At 46.1% G+C, this 20,976-nt stretch carries 18 protein-coding genes and 16 tRNA genes; 11 read left to right on the forward strand and 23 right to left on the reverse strand.

Going from position 1 to position 20,976, the window contains the following annotated elements; translation table 11 throughout:
- The first annotated feature begins 179 nt into the window (after positions 1-179).
- The gene (locus tag M1D72_RS10610; protein WP_456296859.1) at positions 180-1,319 is read left to right on the forward strand and encodes a flagellin; all 1,140 of its coding nucleotides are present in this window, start codon (positions 180-182) and stop codon (positions 1,317-1,319) included.
- Positions 1,320-1,607: 288 nt separating this feature from the next.
- On the opposite strand, the gene M1D72_RS10615 is transcribed toward M1D72_RS10610, so the two are convergent.
- Positions 1,608-1,949 (reverse strand): DUF805 domain-containing protein, encoded by a 342-nt coding sequence (locus tag M1D72_RS10615; protein WP_456296860.1) that lies wholly within the window; start codon positions 1,947-1,949, stop codon positions 1,608-1,610.
- Between the two features lie 355 nt (positions 1,950-2,304).
- Here M1D72_RS10615 and M1D72_RS10620 point away from each other — a divergent pair, with 355 nt between their 5' ends.
- Positions 2,305-3,438: a flagellin gene (locus M1D72_RS10620; protein WP_390191147.1), complete on the forward strand. Its 1,134-nt coding sequence runs from the start codon at positions 2,305-2,307 to the stop codon at positions 3,436-3,438.
- A 135-nt stretch (positions 3,439-3,573) separates the two neighbouring features.
- Here the strand turns inward: M1D72_RS10620 and M1D72_RS10625 are convergent.
- From M1D72_RS10625 to lolB, 21 genes are all read right to left on the reverse strand, one after another.
- A tRNA-Leu gene (locus M1D72_RS10625) sits at positions 3,574-3,658 on the reverse strand.
- A 76-nt stretch (positions 3,659-3,734) separates the two neighbouring features.
- Positions 3,735-3,809, reverse strand: a tRNA-Gln gene (locus tag M1D72_RS10630).
- A gap of 51 nt (positions 3,810-3,860) precedes the next feature.
- Positions 3,861-3,945 (reverse strand) — tRNA-Leu (locus M1D72_RS10635).
- 76 nt (positions 3,946-4,021) lie between these two features.
- Positions 4,022-4,096, reverse strand: a tRNA-Gln gene (locus M1D72_RS10640).
- A 23-nt stretch (positions 4,097-4,119) separates the two neighbouring features.
- A tRNA-Leu gene (locus M1D72_RS10645) sits at positions 4,120-4,206 on the reverse strand.
- Positions 4,207-4,227: 21 nt separating this feature from the next.
- Positions 4,228-4,304, reverse strand: a tRNA-Met gene (locus M1D72_RS10650).
- Positions 4,305-4,329: 25 nt separating this feature from the next.
- Positions 4,330-4,414: transfer RNA gene (locus tag M1D72_RS10655), tRNA-Leu, on the reverse strand.
- Positions 4,415-4,493: 79 nt separating this feature from the next.
- Positions 4,494-4,568, reverse strand: a tRNA-Gln gene (locus tag M1D72_RS10660).
- 50 nt (positions 4,569-4,618) lie between these two features.
- Positions 4,619-4,703 (reverse strand) — tRNA-Leu (locus M1D72_RS10665).
- A gap of 76 nt (positions 4,704-4,779) precedes the next feature.
- Positions 4,780-4,854, reverse strand: a tRNA-Gln gene (locus tag M1D72_RS10670).
- Between the two features lie 44 nt (positions 4,855-4,898).
- Positions 4,899-4,983, reverse strand: a tRNA-Leu gene (locus M1D72_RS10675).
- A gap of 19 nt (positions 4,984-5,002) precedes the next feature.
- A tRNA-Leu gene (locus M1D72_RS10680) sits at positions 5,003-5,087 on the reverse strand.
- Positions 5,088-5,142: 55 nt separating this feature from the next.
- Positions 5,143-5,219: transfer RNA gene (locus tag M1D72_RS10685), tRNA-Met, on the reverse strand.
- Between the two features lie 74 nt (positions 5,220-5,293).
- A tRNA-Gln gene (locus tag M1D72_RS10690) sits at positions 5,294-5,368 on the reverse strand.
- Positions 5,369-5,412: 44 nt separating this feature from the next.
- Positions 5,413-5,497 (reverse strand) — tRNA-Leu (locus tag M1D72_RS10695).
- A 39-nt stretch (positions 5,498-5,536) separates the two neighbouring features.
- Positions 5,537-5,613, reverse strand: a tRNA-Met gene (locus tag M1D72_RS10700).
- A gap of 282 nt (positions 5,614-5,895) precedes the next feature.
- Positions 5,896-6,987, reverse strand: a complete 1,092-nt coding sequence (gene ychF, locus M1D72_RS10705) for a redox-regulated ATPase YchF (protein ID WP_390191144.1) — start codon at positions 6,985-6,987, stop codon at positions 5,896-5,898.
- A gap of 10 nt (positions 6,988-6,997) precedes the next feature.
- A complete protein-coding gene (gene pth, locus M1D72_RS10710) occupies positions 6,998-7,588 on the reverse strand; it encodes an aminoacyl-tRNA hydrolase (RefSeq protein WP_390191142.1) in 591 nt (196 codons plus the stop codon).
- Positions 7,589-7,741: 153 nt separating this feature from the next.
- Positions 7,742-8,689, reverse strand: a complete 948-nt coding sequence (locus tag M1D72_RS10715; RefSeq protein ID WP_093275393.1) for a ribose-phosphate pyrophosphokinase — start codon at positions 8,687-8,689, stop codon at positions 7,742-7,744.
- A gap of 28 nt (positions 8,690-8,717) precedes the next feature.
- A complete protein-coding gene (gene ispE, locus M1D72_RS10720; RefSeq protein WP_456296861.1) occupies positions 8,718-9,590 on the reverse strand; it encodes a 4-(cytidine 5'-diphospho)-2-C-methyl-D-erythritol kinase in 873 nt (290 codons plus the stop codon).
- On the reverse strand, positions 9,590-10,204 hold the full coding sequence (gene lolB / locus M1D72_RS10725) for a lipoprotein insertase outer membrane protein LolB (RefSeq protein WP_456296862.1): 615 nt from the start codon (positions 10,202-10,204) through the stop codon (positions 9,590-9,592). The genes ispE and lolB overlap by 1 nt, the downstream gene beginning before the upstream one ends.
- 161 nt (positions 10,205-10,365) lie before the next feature.
- Here lolB and hemA point away from each other — a divergent pair, with 161 nt between their 5' ends.
- The 8 genes from hemA (at position 10,366) to ybaK (ending at position 18,234) form a co-directional block, all read left to right on the forward strand.
- Complete coding sequence (gene hemA, locus M1D72_RS10730) at positions 10,366-11,625, forward strand: glutamyl-tRNA reductase (RefSeq protein WP_456296863.1); 1,260 nt, start codon at positions 10,366-10,368, stop codon at positions 11,623-11,625.
- A 25-nt stretch (positions 11,626-11,650) separates the two neighbouring features.
- Entirely contained in the window at positions 11,651-12,739 is a 1,089-nt protein-coding gene (gene prfA / locus M1D72_RS10735) for a peptide chain release factor 1 (RefSeq protein WP_390191132.1), read from the forward strand.
- A gap of 5 nt (positions 12,740-12,744) precedes the next feature.
- Entirely contained in the window at positions 12,745-13,596 is an 852-nt protein-coding gene (gene prmC / locus M1D72_RS10740) for a peptide chain release factor N(5)-glutamine methyltransferase (RefSeq protein ID WP_456297383.1), read from the forward strand.
- A gap of 17 nt (positions 13,597-13,613) precedes the next feature.
- Positions 13,614-13,997: a SirB2 family protein gene (locus M1D72_RS10745; protein WP_456296864.1), complete on the forward strand. Its 384-nt coding sequence runs from the start codon at positions 13,614-13,616 to the stop codon at positions 13,995-13,997.
- A 13-nt stretch (positions 13,998-14,010) separates the two neighbouring features.
- The gene (locus M1D72_RS10750) at positions 14,011-14,820 is read left to right on the forward strand and encodes a SirB1 family protein (RefSeq protein ID WP_390191127.1); all 810 of its coding nucleotides are present in this window, start codon (positions 14,011-14,013) and stop codon (positions 14,818-14,820) included.
- A 23-nt stretch (positions 14,821-14,843) separates the two neighbouring features.
- Entirely contained in the window at positions 14,844-15,695 is an 852-nt protein-coding gene (gene kdsA / locus M1D72_RS10755; RefSeq protein WP_390191901.1) for a 3-deoxy-8-phosphooctulonate synthase, read from the forward strand.
- A gap of 306 nt (positions 15,696-16,001) precedes the next feature.
- Positions 16,002-17,663 (forward strand): bifunctional UDP-sugar hydrolase/5'-nucleotidase UshA, encoded by a 1,662-nt coding sequence (ushA, locus tag M1D72_RS10760; RefSeq protein ID WP_456296865.1) that lies wholly within the window; start codon positions 16,002-16,004, stop codon positions 17,661-17,663.
- A gap of 94 nt (positions 17,664-17,757) precedes the next feature.
- Positions 17,758-18,234 (forward strand): Cys-tRNA(Pro) deacylase, encoded by a 477-nt coding sequence (gene ybaK, locus M1D72_RS10765; RefSeq protein WP_456296866.1) that lies wholly within the window; start codon positions 17,758-17,760, stop codon positions 18,232-18,234.
- Between the two features lie 57 nt (positions 18,235-18,291).
- Here ybaK and M1D72_RS10770 read toward each other — a convergent pair whose 3' ends face one another.
- Positions 18,292-19,542, reverse strand: coding sequence for a uracil-xanthine permease family protein (locus M1D72_RS10770; RefSeq protein WP_456296867.1), 1,251 nt, complete (start codon positions 19,540-19,542; stop codon positions 18,292-18,294).
- 208 nt (positions 19,543-19,750) lie between these two features.
- Here M1D72_RS10770 and M1D72_RS10775 point away from each other — a divergent pair, with 208 nt between their 5' ends.
- Positions 19,751-20,971 carry a DUF2066 domain-containing protein gene (locus M1D72_RS10775; RefSeq protein WP_456296868.1) on the forward strand — a complete coding sequence of 407 codons (1,221 nt, stop codon included), beginning with the start codon at positions 19,751-19,753 and terminating at the stop codon, positions 20,969-20,971.
- The last annotated feature ends 5 nt before the right edge of the window (positions 20,972-20,976 follow it).

The raw sequence follows: 20,976 nt of genomic DNA on the forward strand, positions 1-20,976 counted from the left end.
ACTTGGCACACATATTGATATAGGTATTACGTAACTTGATTAACCACCTTTGTGTGAACAACGTGTTCGTAAACCGGCAATAGCCAGGTTTTAGCAAGGCATATTTCGGTCAGTGCTTCCAAATGAGATTAAGCTGGCCGCTTCGCAAAGCACTTGCGAACTCACTAGGAGAGCAACCTATGACCATTAATGTAAATACTAACGTTTCAGCGATGACCGCTCAGCGTTACCTAAATAAAGCAACTGGTGACTTGAACACCTCAATGGAACGTTTGTCATCAGGTGCGCGTATCAACAGTGCAAAAGACGACGCGGCTGGTTTGCAGATTTCAAACCGCTTGACAGCTCAGTCTCGAGGCCTTGATGTGGCAATGCGTAATGCTAACGACGGCATTTCAATTGCTCAAACAGCAGAAGGTGCGATGAATGAATCGACTAATATTCTGCAACGTATGCGTGACTTAGCACTGCAATCGGCAAACGGTACTAACTCAGAGTCTGAACGTACAGCGTTGAACGAAGAAGTTGAGGCACTTCAAGATGAATTGAACCGTATCGCGGAAACCACATCCTTTGGTGGACGCCGCCTGCTTAATGGTTCATTCGGTGAATCATCATTCCAAATCGGTGCCAGTTCCGGTGAGGCAATGATTGTTGCGCTAACCAGTATCCGTGCGGATGACTTCCAAATGGGTGGGCAAGCTTTTATCGCTCAAAATGGTCAGAATAAAGACTGGGGTGTCCCTGCTCAATCAAACGACATGAAGTTTGAGTTTACCACCAAAGAAGGTGAAGAGGTCGTATTTGACTTAATCGCAAAACCTGGTGATGACGTGGAAGAACTTGCCACCTATATCAATGGTCAAACTGATAAGCTTCAAGCCTCGGTAAACGAGAACGGCCAATTGCAAATCTTCGTGGCTGAGCCAAACATCCAGGGCGAATTGAATATTTCGGGTGGCCTTGCTAGCGAACTGGGTTTAGAAGGTGGTCCTGGGCAAAATGTTACCGTCAATGATATTGATGTAATGACGGTGGGTGGCGCTCAAAACGCTGTCGGTGTGATTGATGCGGCAATGAAGTACGTGGATTCACAACGAGCAGATCTAGGTGCGATTCAAAACCGTTTGAACCATAGCATTAATAACTTAGCCAATATTCAAGAAAACGTTGCAGCTTCGAATAGCCGAATCCGTGATACGGACTTTGCGAAAGAAACCACTGCAATGACAAAATCTCAAATTCTGCAGCAAGCAGGGACATCGATCCTTGCCCAAGCAAAACAGTTGCCAAACTCTGCATTAACGTTATTGCAGTAGTAAAAGAGCCTTCATTAACGTGGTCTCAGACGTGAGGTTAATGAAGGATTTCTTGGCAAGCGCGTGGATGATTAGATGGTATAAAGTTCTCTCTCAAACCTGCTTTATATTATTGAATCAATCTTCGCACCCCTAGGTAGTTAAATGTGTCATTTCTCTCGATCTCCACATTGGCTTAGCTACCACCTAGCCCCGGTTCTCTCAAAGGAAAAGGGGCTTTTTTCTTTTCTGGCGTTATGACTCTATTCGCTGTTTTTGCACTTAGCCGTTTACCGTTAGTCCAACCAATCAGAATTTTGGATTAGGCCCAAAGCGGTTTTCACCTCGGTCACCTTCCTGAACCATAAAGTAGAGCAAAACAATAAACCCAATCACCGGAATAAAACTGAGTAATAACCACCATCCCGTCCGGTTTGTATCATGCAAACGGCGCATACTGACGGCGACATAAGGTAAAAACACCAACACACTATAGATGCCGATAAGTATGTTGATGTGAGTTAAATACTCAATAATTCCCAATCCCAAGCGAATCACTGTATCGCATAGAATGAACATCCAAAATTCCTTACGCCGAGCTCGCCCATAAAAGCCCAAATAATTACGTACTACCACTAAATACCAATCCATCTTATTTGTCCTTATTTTGTGTTGTGGCGTTGTCTTTTTCTGATTGCGCTCATAATCCTAGCCTAACTCGCTCAAAGGTAAATCACCCAAAACTCAAGGAATTATAATTTCTTCAATAATGTTAATAAGTTACCCCGGCAGAACCTGGAAAAACTTGAGCGGTAATTTTCGTTTTTGTGCCAGGTATCATTAAATCTGCAAAAAGTATGAGGTTTTTATTAGCGGTGAATTTTTCCTCTAAAGCTTATCAAGTTGGAGTCGTTAACAAGGGTACTTTGAGAGAACTTGGTGATCTGAGACGTCGGAAAGCCAACCCAACTTCCGATTCGTCGGAGAATCCAACAGGAGAATCACTATGGCAGTGAATGTAAATACAAACGTTTCAGCAATGACCGCTCAACGCTATTTGAATAGTGCGAGTAATGCTCAGCAAGCTTCAATGGAACGTCTATCTTCAGGCTTTAAGATTAATAGCGCGAAAGATGATGCTGCAGGTTTGCAAATCTCGAACCGTTTGAACGTCCAAAGCCGTGGTCTTGATGTCGCTGTACGAAATGCAAATGATGGCGTCTCAATTGCACAAACCGCTGAAGGTGCGATGAATGAAACCACTAACATTCTGCAACGTATGCGTGACCTATCTCTACAATCAGCTAACGGTTCAAACTCTAAGTCTGAGCGTGTGGCGATTCAAGAAGAGGTAACGGCACTGAATGATGAACTTAACCGTATTGCAGAGACCACGTCGTTTGGTGGTAACAAGCTACTTAATGGTACGTTCGCAACTAAATCATTCCAGATCGGTGCAGATAACGGCGAGGCAGTCATGCTAAGCTTAAACAACATGCGTAGTGACAACACGCAAATGGGTGGTAATAGCTACCGTGCTGAAAATGGTCAAGACAAAGATTGGGCTGTTCAGTCTGGTGCGAATGATTTAACTATCTCTTTGACTGATAAATTTGGTGAGCAACAAGATATCACTATCAACGCAAAAGAAGGTGATGATATCGAAGAGCTAGCGACTTATATCAATGGTCAAACGGATATGGTTAAAGCGTCTGTAGACGAAGAGGGACGTCTGCAAGTGTTTACTGATAACAATAAAGTCGAAGGTGTAGCTAGCTTTGGTGGCAGCCTTGCAGGCGAATTGGGTATTGGTGAAGCACAAGCGGTCACTGTCGATACTTTGGATGTCACAACCGTTGGTGGTGCGCAAGAGTCTGTGGCAGTGGTTGATGCGGCGCTAAAATTTGTTGATAGCCACCGTGCTCAGCTAGGTGCATTCCAAAACCGATTTGGCCATGCAATCAATAACTTAGACAACATTAATGAAAACGTCAATGCGTCTAAGAGCCGAATCAAAGACACGGACTTTGCGAAAGAAACCACAGCATTGACGAAGGCTCAAATCCTAAGCCAAGCATCAAGCTCTGTTCTTGCGCAAGCCAAACAAGCGCCAAACGCGGCACTTGGTCTTCTTGGCTAATTATCGCTATAATCCAAAAGCCCAGCATGAGCTGGGCTTTTTTATGTCTATGATCTTAATAAGGACTCGTGGGGGGCTTTATTTTCTGAATACGAGATAAAAGAAAACCCAGCGTTTAAGCTGGGTTTCTAATGATGGTGCGGAAGGAGAGACTTGAACTCTCACACCTTGCGGCGCCAGAACCTAAATCTGGTGCGTCTACCAATTCCGCCACTTCCGCATATCTTTGTAACAATTAAGCCAATGGCGTTGCTTAATTACGTTGTTAAGTTGAATAAGTCAACTCAATCAAATAATGGCAGGGCTACCTGGATTCGAACCAGGGAATGGCGGCATCAAAAGCCGCTGCCTTACCGCTTGGCGATAGCCCTACAGCGACCGCTTTTCAGCGAGTCTAGGTTCTCTATAAAAGAGAAGAATAATGGTGCGGAAGGAGAGACTTGAACTCTCACACCTTGCGGCGCCAGAACCTAAATCTGGTGCGTCTACCAATTCCGCCACTTCCGCATTTATTCGTAGTGAGTAAGCCAATGGCACAGCTTATTCACGTTGTTAAGTTGATAACCTCAACTTAGCATAATAATGGCAGGGCTACCTGGATTCGAACCAGGGAATGGCGGCATCAAAAGCCGCTGCCTTACCGCTTGGCGATAGCCCTACAAAATCTGTTATACATTGTCTTGGTGCGGAGAGAGGGACTTGAACCCTCACGTCCTAAAGGACACTAGCACCTGAAGCTAGCGCGTCTACCAATTCCGCCACCACCGCGAAAATGTATTGCAATGTAAATGGTGGCTACGACGGGATTCGAACCTGTGACCCCATCATTATGAGTGATGTGCTCTAACCAGCTGAGCTACGTAGCCACTCTGTGATCTTTCGATCTTAATATGGTGCGGAAGGAGAGACTTGAACTCTCACACCTTGCGGCGCCAGAACCTAAATCTGGTGCGTCTACCAATTCCGCCACTTCCGCATTTTGTTCTCAACTTACTAAGTATAAATGGCGATGCTCAGTAAGCTTTTCAAGTTGATAATATCAACTTGATAAATAATGGCAGGGCTACCTGGATTCGAACCAGGGAATGGCGGCATCAAAAGCCGCTGCCTTACCGCTTGGCGATAGCCCTACAGTGACCGCTTTTCAGCGAGTCTGGGTTCTCTATAGAGAGAAGAATAATGGTGCGGAAGGAGAGACTTGAACTCTCACACCTTGCGGCGCCAGAACCTAAATCTGGTGCGTCTACCAATTCCGCCACTTCCGCATTTATTCATGGTGAGTAAGCCAATGGCATAGCTTAGTCACGTTGTTAAGCTGACGATTCAACTTAAATCTAATAATGGCAGGGCTACCTGGATTCGAACCAGGGAATGGCGGCATCAAAAGCCGCTGCCTTACCGCTTGGCGATAGCCCTACAATGATAGCTTGCGCTTATCACAACTCTCGAAGAGAGAATAATGGTGCGGAAAGAGAGACTTGAACTCTCACACCTTGCGGCGCCAGAACCTAAATCTGGTGCGTCTACCAATTCCGCCATTTCCGCAAAATTTTTATGATCAAGATGGTGCGGAAGGAGAGACTTGAACTCTCACACCTTGCGGCGCCAGAACCTAAATCTGGTGCGTCTACCAATTCCGCCACTTCCGCGTCTTGATGCTTAGCATTAACTGTTAATTGGTAAAAACAGATAATGTTAAATAAATGGTGGCTACGACGGGATTCGAACCTGTGACCCCATCATTATGAGTGATGTGCTCTAACCAGCTGAGCTACGTAGCCACTCGTGGAGCGAGACAATATATACATTCTCTTGCTCAGTGACAACCCTTTTGGGGCCAACACTTTAGAAAAAATGGCAGGGCTACCTGGATTCGAACCAGGGAATGGCGGCATCAAAAGCCGCTGCCTTACCGCTTGGCGATAGCCCTACAATGATAGCTTGCGCTTATCACAACTCTCGAAGAGAGAATAATGGTGCGGAAGGAGAGACTTGAACTCTCACACCTTGCGGCGCCAGAACCTAAATCTGGTGCGTCTACCAATTCCGCCACTTCCGCATTATTCCTAAAAACTCTTACTAAAAAAGCATTTAGGAATGGTGGCTACGACGGGATTCGAACCTGTGACCCCATCATTATGAGTGATGTGCTCTAACCAGCTGAGCTACGTAGCCAAAACCTAATTTTTCTTGCTCTTAAACGAGACCACATCTCGCGGGAACGGGGCGCATTATGCGGATATCAATAAGAACCGTCAACTTTTTTTTTGAATAAATCGGGATAAACGAATCGTTCGGTTTCTTTTTAAACAAAGAGGCGTGTTAATGATCAAAAAGTGTTAGAAAACGTGCGTCTCACTGCCAATAAGATTGTCGCTATTTTTCATTTTAAAACACAGAGGCCAGCGTGAATGCTGGCCTCTCTATTTGCAAATTTAGCTAAGTTTCATCAACTTATTAAACGTTGAAACGGAAATGAACAACATCACCATCTTTGACGATGTACTCTTTACCTTCCAAACGCCATTTGCCGGCTTCTTTTGCGCCACTTTCACCATTGAATTGAATAAAGTCGTCATAGCCAACAACTTCAGCTCGAATGAAGCCTTTTTCAAAGTCTGTGTGAATTTTACCAGCTGCTTTGGGAGCAGTCGCGCCGACTGGAATGGTCCAAGCGCGTACTTCTTTTACGCCAGCGGTGAAGTAGGTGTGAAGGTTAAGCAGTTCGTAACCCGCGCGAATCACGCGGTTTAGACCTGGTTCTTCAATGCCCATATCCGCCAAGAACTCTTCACGCTCGTCATCTTCTAGTTCAGAAAGCTCAGACTCGATGGCTGCACACACAGGAACGACAACGTTGTTCTCTTTTTCAGCAAATTCACGTACAGCATCAAGATAAGGGTTATCTTCAAAACCATCTTCATTGACGTTAGCGATGTACATCGTTGGCTTCAGCGTTAAGAAGTTAAGGTATCCGATGGCGGCTAACTCTTCTTTTGACAACTCGATGCTACGAGCCATACCGCCTTCGGTGAGTACAGGGAGCATTTTTTCAAGCACAGTGAGCTCAAATTTTGCGTCTTTATCGCCGCCTTTGGCTTTTTTAGCATTACGTTGAATCGCACGTTCGCAGGAGTCAAGGTCTGCCATCGCCAATTCGAGATTGATGACTTCGATGTCCTCAATTGGTGACACTTTACCTGATACGTGGACGATGTTTTCGTTTTCAAAACAACGTACAACATGACCGATAGCGTCTGTTTCGCGAATATTTGCGAGGAATTTGTTACCTAAGCCTTCACCTTTTGACGCGCCAGCAACCAAGCCTGCAATGTCAACGAATTCCATGGTGGTTGGCAACACTTTCTGTGGATTGACGATGTTGGCCAATGCATCAAGACGTAAGTCTGGTACAGGTACTACACCGGTATTTGGCTCGATAGTACAGAAAGGGAAGTTAGCGGCTTCAATTCCCGCTTTAGTGAGTGCGTTAAACAGAGTTGATTTACCAACGTTTGGCAAACCAACGATGCCACATTTAAAACCCATGATAGTAACCTTATTCAGCTTTGAACGTGTGTAATCGATTTTGTGCTTTGCTTAGGCCATCTTTCAGTAAGATGTCGAGGCAGCGAACGGATTCATCCACCACGGCGTCTAAGCACTGTTGTTCGGATGCAGGGGCTTTACCTAGCACATAGCCTGCAACTTTGTCTTTATGCCCCGGATGACCAATGCCGATCCGCAGCCGATAGAAATCTTTATTATTGCCTTGCTTACTGATGATGTCGCGCAGGCCATTATGGCCACCATGACCGCCGCCTTTCTTAAATTTAGCGACCCCTGGTGGTAAATCCAATTCATCATGAGCGACCATGATCTCTTCAGGCGTAATTTGGTAGAACTTTGCCAGAGCTGAGACGGCTTTGCCCGATAAGTTCATAAATGTTGTTGGAATAAGAAGCCTAAGATCTTGCCCGTTAACCATGAGACGTCCAGTTAAACCGTAAAACTTTGGCTCATTTTTTAATACCACGTTGTGTACGCGCGCCAGTTCTTCAACCACCCAAGCGCCAGCGTTGTGTCGAGTGTTTTTATATTCGGGCCCAGGATTGGCTAGCCCAACCAGCAGTTTTATCTGTTGACTCAAGGTAGGATCTCTCTGGATTCTTAAAAAGCGCGGTATGATAGCACAGAAATATCCTTTGGTGCGAGATGGTGTTGAGACAGGCTTGTTTGCGGGTAGAAAACAAAAAAGCACTTCCATTTGAGAAGTGCTTTTATCATTTAACTAACGCTGGGATTACGCGTTAAACATTGCCGAAATCGACTCTTCATTGCTGATACGACGAATTGCTTCTGCCAGCATGGTCGATAGCGTTAACTGAGTCACTTTTCCGGTGGCTGCCATTTCTGGAGCTAGGGTGATGGAATCAGTGATGATCACTTGGTCAAGCACAGAGTTTTTAATGTTGCTTGCTGCGTTGCCAGAGAATACGGCGTGTGTCGCGTAAGCAAATACTCGCTTAGCTCCACGTTCTTTCAGAGCTTCAGCCGCTTTACATAGCGTACCGCCGGTATCGATCATGTCATCAACGATGACACAGTCGCGTCCTTCAACATCCCCGATAAGGTTCATGACTTCTGAAACGTTGGCGCGTGGGCGACGTTTGTCAACGATAGCGATATCGATGTCACCTAGAGCTTTTGCGGTTGCACGTGCGCGAACGACACCGCCTAAGTCAGGAGAAACGACGACTGGATTTTCTAGGCCACGGTTTTCCATATCTTCAAGCAGTACAGGCGTACCAAAGATGTTGTCTACCGGTACATCGAAGAAGCCTTGAATTTGCTCTGCGTGAAGGTCAATAGTAAGAACGCGGTCAACACCGACGTTAGAAAGGAAATCAGCGACTACTTTGGCCGTGATTGGCACACGGGCTGAACGCACGCGGCGATCTTGTCGTGCATAACCGAAGTAAGGGATAACTGCTGTAATACGACCCGCTGAAGCACGGCGCATTGCATCAATCATAACCACGAGTTCCATTAGGTTATCGTTGGTCGGAGCACAGGTAGATTGAATGATGAATACATCGCTACCACGAACATTTTCGTTGATTTGCACTGCAACTTCGCCATCAGAAAAGCGAGAAACAGTAGCATCACCAAGGGAAATGTATAGACGGTCAGCAATACGTTGGGCTAGTTCAGGCGTTGCATTACCAGCAAATAGCTTCATATCAGGCACGGTGGAAACCTCAAGGTTGCGTCCAGTTTTAGATAGATTGGTTGTCGACTAATTGGTATTTAGTCAGTGTCTCATGTAACGGTGAAGCGTTCTTGCCTTTTGCCACAAAAGCCGACGCGGTGTCGGGCAATTTTTTAAGGACAGAGAGTGCATCATTCTTGCTCGAGAATTCAGCAAAAACGCATGAACCCGTCCCCGTCAATCTTGACGGCGCGTATTGTAGCAGCCAAGAAAGTTGCTTATCAACCTCTGGGTAGAGCATTCGGACAATTTTTTCGCAATCGTTTTCGTAAGGATCGTCAAGAAGTGTTGCCAGTGCTCGCTTGGGCGTATTTCGCGTCAAATTAGGGTGCGTAAAAATGTCGGCTGTCGAAATACTGACGTTTGGCCGAACAACTAAATACCATTTTTCTTCAACTTCAACAGGTTGCAACTTTTCCCCTACGCCTTCGGCAAATGCGGCGTGTCCGTGCACGAAGACCGGAACATCCGCGCCCAGTTGCAATCCGATTTCTGCTAACTGTTCAAAAGGAAGGTTAAGCTGCCACAAATAGTTGAGTGCCACCAATACGGTGGCCGCATTAGATGAACCACCGCCAATCCCGCCGCCCATGGGTAGTACCTTATTTACTTCTATATTGGCACCAAATGGGCAACCAGAATGCGCTTTTAACGCATTGGCCGCTTTCCAAATTAAGTTATCTTGTAGAGCGACGCCAGGCAGAGTTGGGGCGAGTTCAATCTCACCACTTGTATTCGCTTGAATAGTCAGTTCATCACCATAATCGACAAATTGAAACAGGGTTTGCAGATCGTGATAACCGTTAGCTCGCTGGCCTGTAATGTATAAGAATAGGTTCAATTTGGCTGGCGATGGCCAATGGGTCTTTTCCACAATCATTAATTAAACGTCCACTTTGAAATAACGAGATTAATAGTAATGTTGTTTTGTGTTAGCTTGAGTTTACTTGGAAGCGGCGTAGCAAGGCCATTAAATGGATGGTCTTGATAGCGCAAATAATCTAAATGCCAGCGCTGGCCGTTAAGGTCTTTTTCCAACCAATCCAGTGTATGAGTTTGATTGAGTTGGTAATTATCAGCTTGATTCGGAGCGCCAAGTAGCCAAGAGGAGAGGGGAGCAACAGGCATCACTAATCCGGTGAGGCGATAAATCAACTGTTCGGCGTTGTCGGCATCTAACTTTTGGTCGTCATAAGTTTCAACATGAGCACCTGAGGGGGTGATTGTCATGTTAAGTACGGTTTGCCCAAGAAAGGTACTTAGGCGCAGCTCACTGCGTTGTGGGGAACGGCGCCAAGTGAAATTGAGAGACTGCCTTTCTTGTGGCGATATATAACCGAGTTTTCCTGATGCGCGGTAATCGGTAATGGCAGCCAATTTTTGCTGATGGGCTTGCCATTCAACATTGGTGGTGCTTTCTTTCAAACTACTACAACCCGCCATTAACAAGGCAAAAAGCAGTAGCCAAACCATACGGAATTGAGTTTTTATCATAAAGGCTCTATATTTTTCAGGCATCTATTGGCTTTAGACCACTATATCATTGATCGTACACGGTGATGAAAACAAATACCGAATGCCCTTTCAATCATACGGGGCATCAAGTAAAATTCACTTCTCATCCATATTGACCAGATTCAGAGAACCCACGATACATGTCTTTGCTCGCTATTGGTATTAATCACAATACGGCGTCTGTCGAGCTGCGCGAAAAAGTTGCGTTTGGCCCCGATAAACTGCCGAATGCTTTGCAGCAGCTCAGTGATAATCCGATAGTGAATGGCAGCGTGATTGTCTCTACCTGCAACCGCACCGAAATTTATTGTGATGTAAAATCGTCAGGAAAAAGTAAGCTGATTGATTGGTTATCGCAATTTCATCAAGTCACACCGGAAGAACTGAAACCAAGCATCTATATTCATGAAGAGCAAGCGGCGATTCGTCATTTAATGCGTGTCTCTTGTGGTCTTGATTCGCTGGTTCTTGGTGAGCCTCAAATATTGGGGCAGGTGAAACAGGCGTATTTTGATTCGCGGGGAAATAAAGCGGTTGATCCGGCAATAGAAAAGTTATTTCAAAAAGCCTTTTCGGTTGCCAAGCGCGTTAGAACTGAAACCGATATCGGTGGTAATGCAGTCTCGGTTGCTTATGCAGCTTGTACGCTGGCAAAACATATTTTTGAGTCGCTCGATGACAGTACGGTGTTGTTGGTTGGCGCAGGTGAAACGATTGAACTTGTGGCCAAACATTTGGCGGCAAACGGCTGCAAAAATATGATTGTTGCGAATCGAACGCGTGAAAGGGCAATGGGGCTAGCGGGTGAGTTTGGTACAGAAGTCATCGGTTTACCCGAAATCCCAGAACATTTAGCGAAAGCCGATATTGTGATCAGCTCAACGGCCAGCCCTTTACCTATCATCGGTAAAGGCATGGTTGAAACTGCGCTACGTACGCGTCGTCATCAGCCGATGTTGCTGGTTGATATTGCCGTTCCTCGAGACATCGAAGCGCAGGTCGGAGATCTCAATGATGTCTATTTGTATTCGGTGGATGATTTACAATCCATCATCGACAGCAATATGGAACAGCGCAAAGTCGAAGCTATTCAAGCTGAGGCCATCGTCAGTGAAGAAAGTGCATCGTTTATGTCTTGGATGCGCTCACTGCAGGCGGTAGATAGTATTCGAGACTATCGTCAGTCGGCGAATGACATACGCGAAGAGCTTTTAAGTAAAGGTTTGCAGTCATTGGCACAAGGCGCTGATCCACAAAAAGTATTAACAGAGCTGAGTAATAAGCTCACCAACAAATTGATTCATGCACCGACTCGGGCACTGCAAAGTGCCGCCGAGCAGGGCGAGCCAGCGAAACTGGCGATAATAAGACAAAGCTTGGGTCTCGACGACCCACAATAATTATCACTCCTGAGTTTAATAAACTATGAAACCCTCAATTCTAACTAAGCTAGAAACGTTAGTTGAACGTTATGAAGAAGTTCAGCACCTTCTTGGTGATCCGGATGTTATCGGCGATCAAAATAAATTCCGTGCATTGTCGAAAGAGTATTCTCAGCTCGAAGAAGTCACTAAGTGTTTTCAAGCTTACCAACAAGCGCAGGAAGATCTGATTGCCGCGCAAGAGATGGCAAAAGAAGACGATGAAGAGATGCGCGAAATGGCGCAAGAAGAGATCGCAGAGTCAAAAAATACCATTGAGCGTCTCGAAGAAGAACTGCAGATCTTGTTGCTACCGAAAGACCCAAATGATGATCGCAACTGTTTCCTTGAAATTCGTGCTGGTGCGGGTGGCGATGAAGCCGGTATTTTTGCGGGTGACCTATTCCGTATGTATAGCCGTTTTGCAGAGAAAAACAGTTGGCGTATTGAGATGATGTCAGCCAGTGAAGCGGAACATGGTGGCTTCAAAGAAGTGATTGCTAAAGTCTCTGGTGAAGGGGCTTACGGCATCTTGAAATTTGAATCGGGCGGTCATCGCGTACAGCGTGTGCCTGCTACTGAATCTCAAGGGCGTGTGCATACGTCCGCTTGTACTGTCGCGATTATGCCTGAAATTCCTGAAGCGGAAATTCCTGAAATCAAAGCCAGCGATCTAAAAATCGATACTTTCCGAGCATCGGGCGCGGGTGGTCAGCACGTCAACACCACGGATTCTGCTATTCGTATTACTCACTTGCCAACCGGCACGGTGGTCGAGTGTCAGGATGAACGTTCGCAACATAAAAACAAAGCGAAAGCGATGTCTGTGTTGGCGGCACGTATCATTCAAGCGGAAGAAGCGAAGCGTGCGGCAGAAGTCTCAGATACGCGTCGTAACTTACTGGGGTCAGGTGACCGTAGTGACCGTATTCGTACTTATAACTATCCGCAAGGCCGTGTGTCTGACCACCGTATCAACCTTACGGTTTATCGTTTGAATGAAGTGATGGAAGGCGATCTTCAAAGCTTGATTGACCCGGTGATTCAAGAGCATCAGGCGGATCAGCTGGCGGCCCTTGCTGAAAGTAACTAATGGCGATGGCGCAAACCACCATTGAACAGGCGCTTAAGAGCGCAACCCAACAGTTGGCGGCGAGTGGCAGTGACTCGCCGTCTGTTGATGCTACGGTGCTACTTTGCCACCTGCTTAATCAATCCCGCACCTATTTACTGACTTGGCCCGACAAAGTACTGTCGGCCGATCAAATCAATGACTTCCACAACTTATTGTCTCGCCGTGTTGCTGGTGAACCGGTCGCTTATATTGTTGGCGAACGTGAATTTTGGTCATTACCGCTAAAAGTCTCGCCTTCAACCCTGATTCCTCGTCCGGATACTGAGCGCTTAGTCGAACTCGCTTTGGATAAAGCAACGCCATTGACGGGCGATATTCTTGATCTAGGTACGGGCACCGGAGCGATTGCGTTGGCGTTAGCTTCAGAACTGCCGAGGCATCAAGTCATTGGTATCGATCTTCAGCAAGAAGCACAAGAGTTAGCCACGTGGAACGCGCACAATCTTGGTATCACTAATGTGCGTTTTTGCGCAGGAAGTTGGTTTGAACCGCTACCCTCTGGTACAAAGTTTGCTTTGATTGTGTCTAATCCACCGTATATTGACGCTCAAGATCCCCATTTGGTTCAAGGCGATGTGCGATTTGAACCGCGCACGGCGTTGGTTGCTGATGACCAAGGGTTAGCGGATATTCGATATATTGCTACTCATGCTCGTGAGTATCTTATCAGCGGTGGTTGGTTGATGTTTGAACATGGCTATGATCAGGGCTTAGCGGTGCGTGATATCATGCAAAGTTTCGGATACCTACAGGTATCAACTGAAAAAGATTACGGCAATAATGACCGAGTGACACTCGGAATGTTTAGCGATTAAGGATAAGAGAGACATTTATGTACGAAGGTTTAAAGCACTTTCACATGTTAACCGTAGCACTCAGTGCTACGCTACTGTCTATTCGATTTGGCCTGATGATGGCCAACTCTCCATTTCAACACAATAAATTTCTCAAAGTCTTTCCGCATATTAACGATACCTGCTTATTGCTATCAGGTATCGCCTTGATTTATATCACTGGTTTTATTCCATTTACAGACTCTGCGCCGTGGTTAACCGAAAAGATTACTTGTATTTTGGCGTATTTCGCTCTGGCGTTGTTTGCGTTGAAACTGGGTAAAAATCGCTTGCTTCGCAGCTTGGCGTTTCTTGGTGCACTCGGCTGGTTGATCATGGCGGGCAAGATTGCGATGACCAAAATGCCAATTTTGATGGGTTAGTATGGAGCATCAAATGTTAGGTTTAGTAGATGAAGACTTTGATGCAATGGAACTGGTCGAAGGAGCATTGGTACTAAATAAAGCCGTCAATCCAGAGACCCAAGTAAGTTGGAGTGAGGCCGAACTGGCCCGTTTGGTTCGCGAGGCTGAGTTAGCGCTCGCTCATGAACGTGATGAGCAACAGCGTTTTGAATCCTTCCTTCGCTTGTTTTACTCCGAGTGGGGGTTTGAGGGGGACCAAAACGCCTACTTCGATTCTGCTAATGGCTTTATCGATAAAGTGCTTGAACGCCGCAAAGGGATTCCAGTGAGTTTAGGCGCGCTACTGCTTTATTTTGGAAGAAAGCTTGGCTTTCCGATTCAAGGTGTCACCTTTCCGACGCAATTCTTGATTAAATTAGATTGGTACGGTGAAAAGCCCGTCTATATCAACCCGTACAATGGTGAGTATGTGTCACAACATACACTGCATGCCTGGTTGATTGGTCACAGTGGTCCGCTGGCAAAACTGAAAGCAGAACACCTAAAAACTGCAGACAATCCAACGGTCATCGGCCGCTGGTTAGCTTTACTCAAAAGCGCGCTGCTGAGAGAGGAGCGCTATACTTTAGCATTGCGCTGTACCGACTTAGCCTTGACCTTTGTCCCTGACGATCCTTATGAAATTCGTGATCGTGGGTTCATTTATCAGCAACTTGATTGTCATCAGGTCGCTTTATCGGACTTTCAATATTTTATTGAGCAGTGCCCCGATGACCCAGCATCAGAGCTATTAAAGAATCAAGTCACTGCACTGAGTGAAACCTCAGTGACATTGCATTAATTTAAAAAATTAGAGAGAACATGATGGAACAAAAAATCGTTCACGTTGGTGATATTCCTGTAGCCAACGATAAGCCATTTACTTTGTTTGCCGGCATGAATGTGCTGGAATCACGCGATATGGCCATGCAGATTTGTGAGCATTACGTCAAGGTGACTGAGAAGTTAGGTATTCCGTACGTGTTTAAAGCATCGTTTGATAAAGCGAATCGCAGCTCTGTACACTCATACCGCGGCCCTGGCTTGGAAGAAGGTATGAAAATCTTCCAAGAGCTGAAAGATACTTTTGGCGTTAAAATCATTACCGATGTGCACACCGAAGCACAAGCGCAGCCTGTGGCTGATGTGGTGGATGTGATTCAGCTTCCCGCATTTCTCGCTCGCCAAACTGATTTAGTCGAAGCGATGGCAAAAACCGGGGCAGTGATTAACGTTAAGAAACCTCAGTTTATGAGCCCAGGGCAAGTTGGCAATATTGTTGAGAAGTTTGCTGAGTGCGGCAATGAAAACATCATTCTTTGTGAACGCGGTTCTTGCCACGGTTACGATAACCTTGTTGTGGATATGCTGGGTTTTGGCGTCATGAAAAAATCATCACAAGGCAGCCCGATCATTTTTGATGTGACTCACTCGCTACAAATGCGTGACCCATCGGGCGCAGCCTCAGGTGGTCGACGTGAGCAGACCGTAGAGCTTGCCAAAGCGGGCCTTGCAACAGGTATTGCTGGTTTGTTTATCGAAGCACATCCGGACCCTGATAACGCGAAATGCGACGGTCCCTCGGCGTTACCATTGGATAAACTTGAGCCATTCTTAGCTCAAATGAAAGCGTTGGACGATTTGATCAAAGGGTTTGCACCAATCGATATTAAATAACCAACCTGTTCGACAAAAAAGCAGCCTCAGGGCTGCTTTTTTATTGGCTAAAATTACGCCAAAACGGAATAACACGCTCTTTTACAGAGGATTTTTATCGGTGTAAAAATTCTCTAAAGCGCATTTTTATAGGTGATCTCAACAACAGAATGATGAAAACAATCCACACTGATGTAAGGATTATTTTAAACTTTATCAGGTTTTCGCATTTATCTTTAGACGAGTCGCTTCCCTTAATGGCAAGGCGAACAATGAGTCTATCGAGCACAAGGCAGTGGCATCTCAGCAAAATAAAAAGGTAGGGTAATGACAAAACGCCTCATAACAACGTCGGCTATCAGCGCGGCAGTTCTTGCAACACTAGTGGGTTGTGCTTCGCAACCGGCTCATCAATGGCAAACAGATAAGACCTACAAACTCACTGTATTGCACACTAACGATCATCACGGGCGTTTTTGGCAAAACAAATATGGTGAATATGGCATGGCTGCGCGTAAAACGTTGATTGATCAGTTGCGCACAGAAGTTCAGCAGCAAGGGGGGAGCGTATTGCTTTTTTCTGGTGGAGACATTAACACCGGCGTCCCGGAATCTGACTTGCAGCATGCTGAACCTGACTTTAAAGGTATGAGCAAGATTGGTTATGATGCTATGGCGTTAGGGAACCATGAATTTGATAATCCGCTTGAAGTGCTATTTAAGCAAGAAGAGTGGGCTAACTTCCCCATGTTGTCGGCCAATATCTATGACAAAGCAACCGGTAAGCGCTTATTTCAGCCCTATCAAATGTTCAATAAGCAAGGGATTAAAATTGCCGTTATTGGTTTAACAACCGAAGATACGGCCAAAATAGGAAACCCTGAATTTATTGGTGGTTTGGAGTTTCGTGATCCGAAAGCAGAAGCCAAGCAATTGATTGCTGAGCTAGAAAAATCTGAGCATCCGGATCTTATTTTTGCGGTAACGCACATGGGGCACTACGAAGACGGTAAGCGCGGTGTCAATGCGCCAGGTGATGTAGCACTGGCCCGTTATCTTGATGAAGGCTCACTGGATATGATTGTCGGTGGTCACTCGCAAGAGCCTGTGTGTATGGAAGCGCCCAATGTAATTAAAAAGAATTTTGAGCCCAGTGATGAGTGTCAGCCAGACAAACAGAACGGAACTTACATCGTTCAAGCGCATGAGTGGGGTAAGTATGTTGGACGCGCGGATTACGAATTTCGTAATGGCGAACTGAATTTAGTGAGTTATGACCTGATTCCCGTCAACCTCAAGAAAAAAGTTAAAGTGAACGGTGAGAGTCAGCGCGTTCTGTATGAGCCACAAATTCCTCAAGACCAAGCCATGCTCGATTTTCTGCAACCTTATCAGGATAAAGGGCAAAGCCAGTTGAACGTTAAAGTAGCGGAAACCAACGGCAAACTTGAAGGGGACCGTAATGTGGTGCGCTTTCAGCAAACTAACCTCGGGCGCTTAATTGCTACAGCACATATGGAGCGTGCGAAGGCCGATTTCGCGGTAATGAACTCAGGTGGAGTCCGTGATTCCATTGAAGCTGGAGAAGTGACCTATAAAGATGTGTTACGTGTTCAGCCGTTTGCCAATATTATCACTTATACCGATATGACCGGCGCCGAAGTGTTAGATTATCTTAATCAGGTCGCGACAATGCCAGTTGATTCGGGCGCTTATGCTCAGTTTGCCGGTATTTCAATGACCGTACAGTATGGCAAAGTGTCAAATGTGTTTATCGGCGGCGAACAATTGCGTTTAGATGACACTTACCGTTTTACGGTACCAAGCTTTAATGCTGCAGGAGGCGATGGTTACCCGAAATTGACAGGCCATCCGGGCTTTGTGAATACGGGGTTTGTTGATGCTGAAGTATTAAAGGATTACCTTCAGTCACACAGTCCTTTAGATGTTAACCAATACGCGCCCGTTGGCGAGGTTGTTTACAAGTAACCTTGACCTTATCGTCAGATTGGATTTTACTAAAACGCCGCGTAATGCGGTGTTTTTTATGCTTTACGATTTGCTTTAGGGAGTTATCACGTCAATGACACCAGCCATCAACCTTGCTAAGAAGAAAAAAATAGCGCATACCGTGCATCAATATGATCATGATCCGCGCGCGCAAAGTTACGGTTTGGAAGCGGCTGAGGTGTTAGGGCAAAACCCTCAGCAGGTTTTTAAAACCCTATTGTTTGCGTTAAATGGTGTTGCTAACCAATTGGCGGTGGCGATCATCCCGGTTTCAGAGCAGCTCAATTTAAAATTGGCGGCGAAAGCGGCGAAAGCCAAAAAAGCAGACATGGCCAATCCAGATATCGCACAAAAAGTGACAGGTTATGTGGTGGGAGGAATAAGCCCACTGGGACAGAAAAAAGCCTTACCCACATTTATTCATCAAAGCGCTTTGGAATTTGACACCATATGCGTCAGTGCGGGCAAACGAGGGCTTGAAATAGAGTTAGCTCCAAACGACTTGGCCAGCTTGACGCGCGGTGAGTTTGTCTGTTTATGTCAGTCATGATTGGGATAAAATAAAAAGCGGCGGTTGCCGCTTTTTCTAAAATCGCCAGGGTGATAACTACTTGGTTTCTTCTTCCATTTGCGCATTATCGACCACATGGCTCTCACCCAAATCGTTTGGCAAGATAAGGTTGAGTACAATCGCGACGATTCCGCATAAGCTCACACCTTGCAGGCTAAAGTCGCCGATGCCAAATGCCATTCCGCCGATACCAAATACCAACGTCACCGCAACAATCACTAAGTTACGTGATTTATGAAGATCGACATTGTTTTTAATCAGCGTGTTTAGGCCTACGGTGGCGATTGAGCCAAAAAGCAAGATCATGATACCGCCCATCACCGGCACTGGCACGGTTTGTAAAAGCGCACCCAATTTACCTACTAGAGCAAGAATAATCGCCGTAACCGCAGCCCAAGTCATGATGACTGGGTTGAAGGCTTTCGTCAGCATCACTGCGCCTGTCACTTCACTGTAAGTTGTATTTGGTGGCGCGCCAACCATTGAAGCCGCAATGGTTGCTACCCCGTCACCGGTGATGGTGCGGTGAAGACCTGGCTTTTTGATATAATCTTTTCCGGTCACGTTTGAAATCGCCAGCATATCGCCCACGTGCTCTACGGCGGGGGCAATAGCCACTGGAATCATAAACAGTACGGCATTAATGTTGAACTCAGGGAAAGTAAAGTTAGGCAGCGAGAACCATGCGGCTTGTGTAACGGCATCAAAACTGACCACGCCGAAAAACAGGCTAACGACATAACCCGCGACAATCCCACCAAAAATCGGCAGTAACTTCATAAAGCCTTTGGCAAAGACGCTAATCGCGATAGTCGTCAGCAAGGACACGGCGGAAATCCACAATGCCGCATCGGCCTCGACCAATTGAATTGAGCCATCACCAGCCTTACCCAAGGCCATGTTAACCGCGGTTGGTGCGAGTCCAAGACCAATCACCATGATGACTGGGCCAACCACCACTGGGGGAAGAATTTTATGAATAAAACCCACGCCGCGGACTTTAATCAAAGCGCCTAGCGCAACGTAGACACACCCTGCAGCCATCAAACCACCCATGGTGGCAGCGATACCCCAGTTTTGAACACCGACGAGAATAGGAGCGATAAAAGCAAAGGAAGAAGCGAGGAAGATAGGAACGGAGCGGCGAGTAATCAGTTGGAAAAGTAGGGTGCCCATACCAGCACCGAATAACGCGACATTTGGGTCTAAACCGGTGAGTAGCGGAACCAACACCAGCGCACCAAAGGCGACAAACAGCATTTGCGCCCCTTGTATGACATTTTTCATTTCTTACATCCCTTGCAGTAAAACAAAATTCGCGGGATTTTATCACCATAGCAATCGTTTGCAATCTGAATTAGATCAAAGTTTGCATTTAATGCGTTAGTTTAGTGTTAGATTGGTGACATCAACGCTTTGTTTAGTCGCCACGGTGTTGCTCAAGATGATATAGTTGCTTATCATCCATTTTCTCTATCAATTATGTAGGAAGAGTATGCGTAAATTAGCTTTATTGGCATTAGCAATGGTCCACCTTCCAGCCTTTGCATTGAGCCATGTTGATCTTTATCGAACCGAAGTCGCGGTAGATCAAAATGAAAGCAACGCAGAAAGCGCGGCGCGGATCGCTGGTATGAAAGAGGTCATCGTTCGAGCATCTGGCGATCAAAATGCGGTAAATAATGAAGCAATTCAAAAAGCTTTATCGCGAAGCTCAAATTACTTGGCGCAGTTTAGTCAAAGTAAGAATGGCGACCAGACGACAATGCGCATGGTGTTCAATGACCGCCAAATTCGCGATTTATTCACTCAGGCTCAAGTCCCATTTTGGCCAGCAAACCGCCCTGATGTTTTAGTTTGGTTGGTAGAAGAAAATCGTTACGATCGAACTATTGCTTGGGAGCATTCGGACTCGCGAGTATTGGCGCAAGTGCGTCAGCAAGCCAAAACACGTGGCTTACCGATTACAGCCCCGGTGGGGGATTTTGATGATATCACAGGTATCGAAGTGTCTGATTTATGGGGTGGCTTTGTCGATCCTTTGCGTCAGGCGAGTAAGCGTTATCAAGCGGATGCTGTTTTAGTGGTGAAAGCGCAAGGTGAGCAACTGCGTTGGACGCTGTATGATCAAAAGCCGGTTATGCTCGGACAAACCCGTCAAGCACCACTGGTTGGAAGCGCTTCCGGTGATGAGGCTGCAACGGAGATGGTCAACAAGCTCAGCGATTATTTTGCGAAAAAAGCCTCAGTGGTTGTCGCGAGTGAATCGTCGGAATCGTTAAAAGTCCATTTTTCTAATATCGAAAGTGGCGTGAGCTTCTTTGTATTAGAGAATAAATTGAAAGCACTGAGCTCGGTGGCATCACTGGATATTTTGACGATTCAAGCCGATACCGTCACCTTTAATGTGCATTTACTGACATCAGCCCAAGAGTTCGAACAGCAAGTCAATAGTATGGGGCTCGTGTTGCAACTCGAAGATTCAGTGATGCCAAGCGCGCAAAGCCAAACGTATGCATCGCAAGATCAGGTCAAGTCTGAATTAGCTGGAGGCGCACTGCCACTTGAAACCAATGCTGAGGTAGAAGCGATTTCAATGAATGGTGGCGATGTTCCCGTTGTTGCGCCGCAGCGAGTGCTTAACTTCCAATGGCAAGGGCAAGGCGTGGTGCCAGAGTTTGATGAAGCTGAAACCTCATCAGCCGACCAAGAGTAAAACAA

The organism is Vibrio sp. AK197 (assembly GCF_053903115.1).

Excerpts from the sequence above, each read along its gene's own strand:
- M1D72_RS10610 (WP_456296859.1), top strand. The coding sequence starts at position 180 with ATGACCATTAATGTAAATACTAACGTTTCAGCGATGACCGCTCAGCGT.
- M1D72_RS10615 (WP_456296860.1), bottom strand. The coding sequence starts at position 1,949 with ATGGATTGGTATTTAGTGGTAGTACGTAATTATTTGGGCTTTTATGGG.
- M1D72_RS10620 (WP_390191147.1), top strand. The coding sequence starts at position 2,305 with ATGGCAGTGAATGTAAATACAAACGTTTCAGCAATGACCGCTCAACGC.
- ychF (WP_390191144.1), bottom strand. The coding sequence starts at position 6,987 with ATGGGTTTTAAATGTGGCATCGTTGGTTTGCCAAACGTTGGTAAATCA.
- ispE (WP_456296861.1), bottom strand. The coding sequence starts at position 9,590 with ATGATTGTGGAAAAGACCCATTGGCCATCGCCAGCCAAATTGAACCTA.
- lolB (WP_456296862.1), bottom strand. The coding sequence starts at position 10,204 with ATGATAAAAACTCAATTCCGTATGGTTTGGCTACTGCTTTTTGCCTTG.
- hemA (WP_456296863.1), top strand. The coding sequence starts at position 10,366 with ATGTCTTTGCTCGCTATTGGTATTAATCACAATACGGCGTCTGTCGAG.
- prfA (WP_390191132.1), top strand. The coding sequence starts at position 11,651 with ATGAAACCCTCAATTCTAACTAAGCTAGAAACGTTAGTTGAACGTTAT.
- prmC (WP_456297383.1), top strand. The coding sequence starts at position 12,745 with ATGGCGCAAACCACCATTGAACAGGCGCTTAAGAGCGCAACCCAACAG.
- M1D72_RS10745 (WP_456296864.1), top strand. The coding sequence starts at position 13,614 with ATGTACGAAGGTTTAAAGCACTTTCACATGTTAACCGTAGCACTCAGT.
- M1D72_RS10750 (WP_390191127.1), top strand. The coding sequence starts at position 14,011 with ATGTTAGGTTTAGTAGATGAAGACTTTGATGCAATGGAACTGGTCGAA.
- kdsA (WP_390191901.1), top strand. The coding sequence starts at position 14,844 with ATGGAACAAAAAATCGTTCACGTTGGTGATATTCCTGTAGCCAACGAT.
- ushA (WP_456296865.1), top strand. The coding sequence starts at position 16,002 with ATGACAAAACGCCTCATAACAACGTCGGCTATCAGCGCGGCAGTTCTT.
- ybaK (WP_456296866.1), top strand. The coding sequence starts at position 17,758 with ATGACACCAGCCATCAACCTTGCTAAGAAGAAAAAAATAGCGCATACC.
- M1D72_RS10770 (WP_456296867.1), bottom strand. The coding sequence starts at position 19,542 with ATGAAAAATGTCATACAAGGGGCGCAAATGCTGTTTGTCGCCTTTGGT.
- M1D72_RS10775 (WP_456296868.1), top strand. The coding sequence starts at position 19,751 with ATGCGTAAATTAGCTTTATTGGCATTAGCAATGGTCCACCTTCCAGCC.